Here is a 4,625-nt window from a genome sequence, read left to right as displayed (position 1 = left end):
CGTGGCAACACACCCGCCACTGGATCAGCGCCGCGGCGGGCGCCGAACGTCCGACTCCCACCAAGGTCGTGGCGCCCGGAGAAGTGCACTCCGGAAACCGCCCGCTCGACGATTGGTGCTACGAACTGGCCTGGCCGGCCTGCCCGGCGCCGCAGGTCGACCCGTCAAGCGCCGCGCGCTGGCTGGTGGCAGCCGATGACGAATTGTGCACCGAGCTGCGCCGGGTCGCGGGTGCGGATTGCCGGGTCGAGCTCCTGCCGTTGACCGCGTTCGCCGGCGACGGTGACCTGCGCGCGCTGCTGGAGGCCCTGCCCGCGCTGGACCATGTGCTCTACGCGCCGCCGGTCTCCGCCGACCCCCTGGACGTGGGACATGCCTACCGGGTATTCCACGCGACCCGGCGGCTGGCTGCCGCGATGAGGGCCAGCAACTCGCCGGCGAAGTTGTTCGTCATCACCCGTAATGCCCAGCCCGTCGCGGAGGGTGATCGGGCCAACCCCGCGCATGGGGCGCTGTGGGGGCTGGGTCGGTCGCTGGCCCTGGAGCATCCCGAAATCTGGGGCGGGCTCATCGATCTCGACCACTCCACGCCGGCAGCACTGGCGGTGCGGCAGGTGCTGGCCGCGGTCCGGGGCGCCGACGCGGAGGATCATGAAGATCAGGTCGTGTACCGGCTGGGCGCCCGCCGCGTGCCTCGGCTGCAGCGGCGGCCGGTGCCCACCGACGCGGTCACCCTCAGTTCTGACACCAGCCAACTGGTGATCGGGGCTACCGGCAACATCGGGCCGCACCTGATCCGCCAATTGGCCCAGATGGGCGCCACCACCGTCGTCGCGGTATCACGCAACCCCGGTGACCGGCTGCACGCACTGGCCGAAAGCCTTGCCGCAGTTGGCAAGAACCTCGTCACGGTGGCCGCGGATGTGACCGACGAAGGCGCCATGACGGCGCTGTTCGACCGGTTCGGCGCCGACTTGCCGCCGCTGGAGGGCATCTACCTGGCCGCCTTCGCCGGCCGGCCGGTCTTGCTCAGCGAGATGACCGACGATGACGTCACGTCCATGTTCGCGCCCAAGCTGGACGCCGCAGCCCTGTTGCACCGGCTGTCGGTGACGACGCCGGCGCGCTATTTCGTGCTGTTCTCCTCGATCTCGGGCCTAACCGGTTCGCGGTGGTTGGCGCACTACACGGCGACCAGCGGTTACTTGGACGCCCTGGCGTACGCGCGCCGGGTTATGGGCCTGCCGGCCACCGTCGTCGACTGGGGTTTGTGGAAATCCCTTGCCGATGCGGAGCATCAGGCCAACCAGGTGAGTGTGGGATCGGGGCTGCTGCCCATGGACGACGAAGTCGCCATCGGGGCGCTGCCGCTGGTGATGAACCCGGCGGCCGGGGTGCGCACTGCCGTGGTGGCCGCGGATTGGCCGCTGCTGGCGGCGGCATACCGCACCCGGGGATCACTGCGTATCGTCGACGACCTGTTGCCGGCGCCGGAAGATGTCACGTTGCCGGAAAGCGAATTCCGCCAAGCCTTGCGCAAATGTCACCCGGAGCGCCGACAGGACATGCTGTTCGACCACGTCGGCGCATTGGCCGCCGCGGTGATGGGAATGCCCGCCACCCAGACGCTGGACCCCTCGGCGGGCTTCTTCCAACTCGGCATGGACTCGCTGATGAGCGTCACTCTGCAACGGTCGCTGTCGGAAAGCCTCGGCGAGTTCCTGCCCGCATCGGTGGTTTTCGACTACCCGACGGTGTACAGCCTTACCGACTATCTGGCCACCATCCTGCCCGAGCTCATCGAAGCAACGGAGGCGACCGGAGCGGCAACAGCAGCGGTCACAGCCGGCCAGCCGGACCCCGACACCTACGAGGACTTCACCGAAGACGAACTCCTGGAACAGCTTTCCGAACGACTAAGGGGAACGCGATGACCGCCGCGACACCGGATCGCCGAGCGATCATTACCGAGGCGCTGCACAAAATCGACGACCTGACGGCGCGCCTGGAACGTGCCGAAAAGTCCAGCACCGAGCCCGTCGCGGTGGTGGGCATGGGATGCCGGTTCCCGGGCGGGGTGAACAACCCCGAACAGTTCTGGGAGTTGTTGTGCGACGGCCGAAGCGGCATCGTCCGGGTTCCCGCCGAGCGGTGGGATGCCGACGCCTTCTACACCGACGACCACACCGTGCCGGGGACCATTTGCAGCCGTGACGGCGGATTCCTCACCGACTGGCAGCCCGACGAATTCGACGCGGAGTTCTTCTCGATCTCGCCCCGCGAAGCCGCGGCCATGGACCCCCAGCAGCGGTTGCTGATCGAAGTCGCCTGGGAAGCGTTGGAGAACGCCGGCGTGCCCCCGCATTTGATCCGCGGCACCCAAACCTCGGTATTCGTCGGCGTCACCGCCTACGACTACATGCTGACTTTGGCCGGCCAGCTGCGCCCCGAAGAGCTCGACGCCTACATCCCGACCGGGAACTCGGCGAACTTCGCCGCCGGACGGCTGGCCTACATCCTGGGTGCTCGCGGTCCCGCGGTGGTCATCGACACCGCCTGCTCGTCGTCGTTGGTGGCGGTGCACCTGGCCTGTCAGAGCCTGCGTTCGCGGGAAAGCGACATGGCGCTGGTCGGTGGGACCAACCTGTTGCTCAGCCCCGGACCGAGCATCGCGTGCTCGCGCTGGGGGATGCTGTCGCCGGAAGGTCAGTGCAAGACCTTCGATGCGTCCGCCGACGGATACGTCCGCGGCGAGGGCGCCGCGGTGGTGGTGCTCAAGCGGTTGGACGACGCGGTGCGCGACGGCGACCGCATCCTTGCGGTGGTGCGCGGTTCGGCCGTCAACCAGGACGGCGCCAGCAGCGGGGTGACCGTCCCCAACGGGCCCGCCCAACAAGCGCTGCTACGCACCGCACTGACGTCGTCCAAATTAGCGGCTGCCGACATCGATTACATCGAAGCCCACGGAACGGGTACGCCCTTGGGCGACCCAATCGAACTCGACTCGCTGAGCAAGGTTTTCGGCGAGCGAGAGAGTTCCCCTCCGTTGGTGATCGGCTCGGTGAAGACCAACCTCGGTCACCTGGAAGCCGCGGCGGGTGTCGCCGGATTCATGAAAGCCGTACTCGCCGTGGGCAACGGCTACATTCCGCGGCACCTCAACTTCCGGCAGTTGACACCGCATGCGAGTGAGGCCGCGGCCCGGCTGACCATCGCGGCCGACGGCATGGCATGGCCAGCAACCGGCCGGCCGCGGCGCGCGGGCATCTCGTCGTTCGGCGTCAGCGGGACGAACGCGCATGTGGTGATCGAGCAGCCGCCCGCCCCGGCGGCCGGTGCGCCGCGCGACCCGGCTCCGGCGGTATCGACCCTGGTGGTGTCGGGCAAGACGACGCAGCGGGTGGCCGCGACGGCATCGGTGCTGGCCGATTGGCTGGATGGCCCGGGCGCCGGAGTGTCGCTGGCCGACGCCGCGCACACCCTCAACCATCACCGGCCCCGGCACGCCAAGTTCGCCACGGTGGCCGCCGTGGATCGGGGCCAGGCGGTGGCGGGGTTGCGGGCGCTGGCCGCGGGTCAATCCGCCCCGGGCGTGGTGGCTCCTCGGGAGGGCGCGGTGGGGCCGGGCACGGTGTTCGTCTACTCCGGACGTGGGTCCCAGTGGGCCGGAATGGGCCGCCAGCTGCTGGCCGACGAACCGTCATTCGCTGCCGCCGTCGCCGCACTGGAGCCGGATTTCGTTGCACAGGCCGGGTTTTCGCTTCAGGAGGTAATCGCCGGCGGCAAGGAGCTGGTTGGCATCGAGCAGATCCAGCTCGGGGTGATCGGCATGCAGCTGGCGCTCACCGCGCTGTGGCGCTCCTACGGGGTGCAACCCGACCTGGTGATCGGCCACTCCATGGGCGAGGTGGCCGCCGCGGTGGTCGCCGGTGCGCTCACGCCGGCGCAGGGCCTGCGGGTCACCGCCACCCGGTCGCGGCTGATGGCGCCGCTGTCCGGGCAGGGCACGATGGCGCTGCTGGAACTCGACGCCGCCGAAACCGAAGCCCTCATCGCCGACTATCCGCAGGTGAGCCTCGGGATCTACGCCTCACCACGCCAAACCGTGATCGCCGGACCGCCGCAGCAGATCGACGCTCTCATCGAGACGGTGCGCCAACGGGGCGGCTTTGCCACCCGGGTCAACATCGAGGTGGCCCCGCACAACCCGGCCATGGAAGCGTTGCAGCCCCACATGCGTTCGGAACTGGCCGATCTCACCCCGCGGCCGCCGACCATGCCGATCATCTCCACCACCTACGCCGACCTCGACAGCCAACCGGTCTTCGACGCCGAGCACTGGGCCACCAACATGCGCAACCCGGTGCGTTTCCACCAGGCCATCGCGCACGCCTTCGACGGCCCGCGCGGCCCCCACCACACCTTCATCGAGATCAGCGCACACCCGTTGCTGACCCACTCGATCAGCGACACCCTCGCGAGCACGCATCACGACGCCGAGTATCTGAGCATCGGCACGCTGCAACGCGACACCCACGACACCCTGACGTTTCAGACCAACCTCAACACCACGCACACCGCGCGCCCGCCGCACACCCCGCACCCGCCCGAACCACACCCCGTGC

The 4,625-nt window shown here is 69.0% G+C and carries 2 protein-coding genes; both read left to right on the top strand.

Going from position 1 to position 4,625, the window contains the following annotated elements:
- A partial coding sequence (locus tag BST40_RS27305; RefSeq protein WP_208618940.1) for a beta-ketoacyl reductase occupies positions 1-1,934 on the top strand: 1,934 nt, incomplete at its 5' end.
- Positions 1,931-4,625 (top strand): type I polyketide synthase (locus tag BST40_RS27300; RefSeq protein ID WP_083156430.1); only part of this gene is annotated, 2,695 nt, incomplete at its 3' end. The genes BST40_RS27305 and BST40_RS27300, both read left to right, overlap by 4 nt.

Source organism: Mycobacterium persicum, assembly GCF_002086675.1.
GTDB lineage: Bacteria > Actinomycetota > Actinomycetes > Mycobacteriales > Mycobacteriaceae > Mycobacterium > Mycobacterium persicum.
This window is presented reverse-complemented; position numbering and strand designations above follow the sequence as displayed.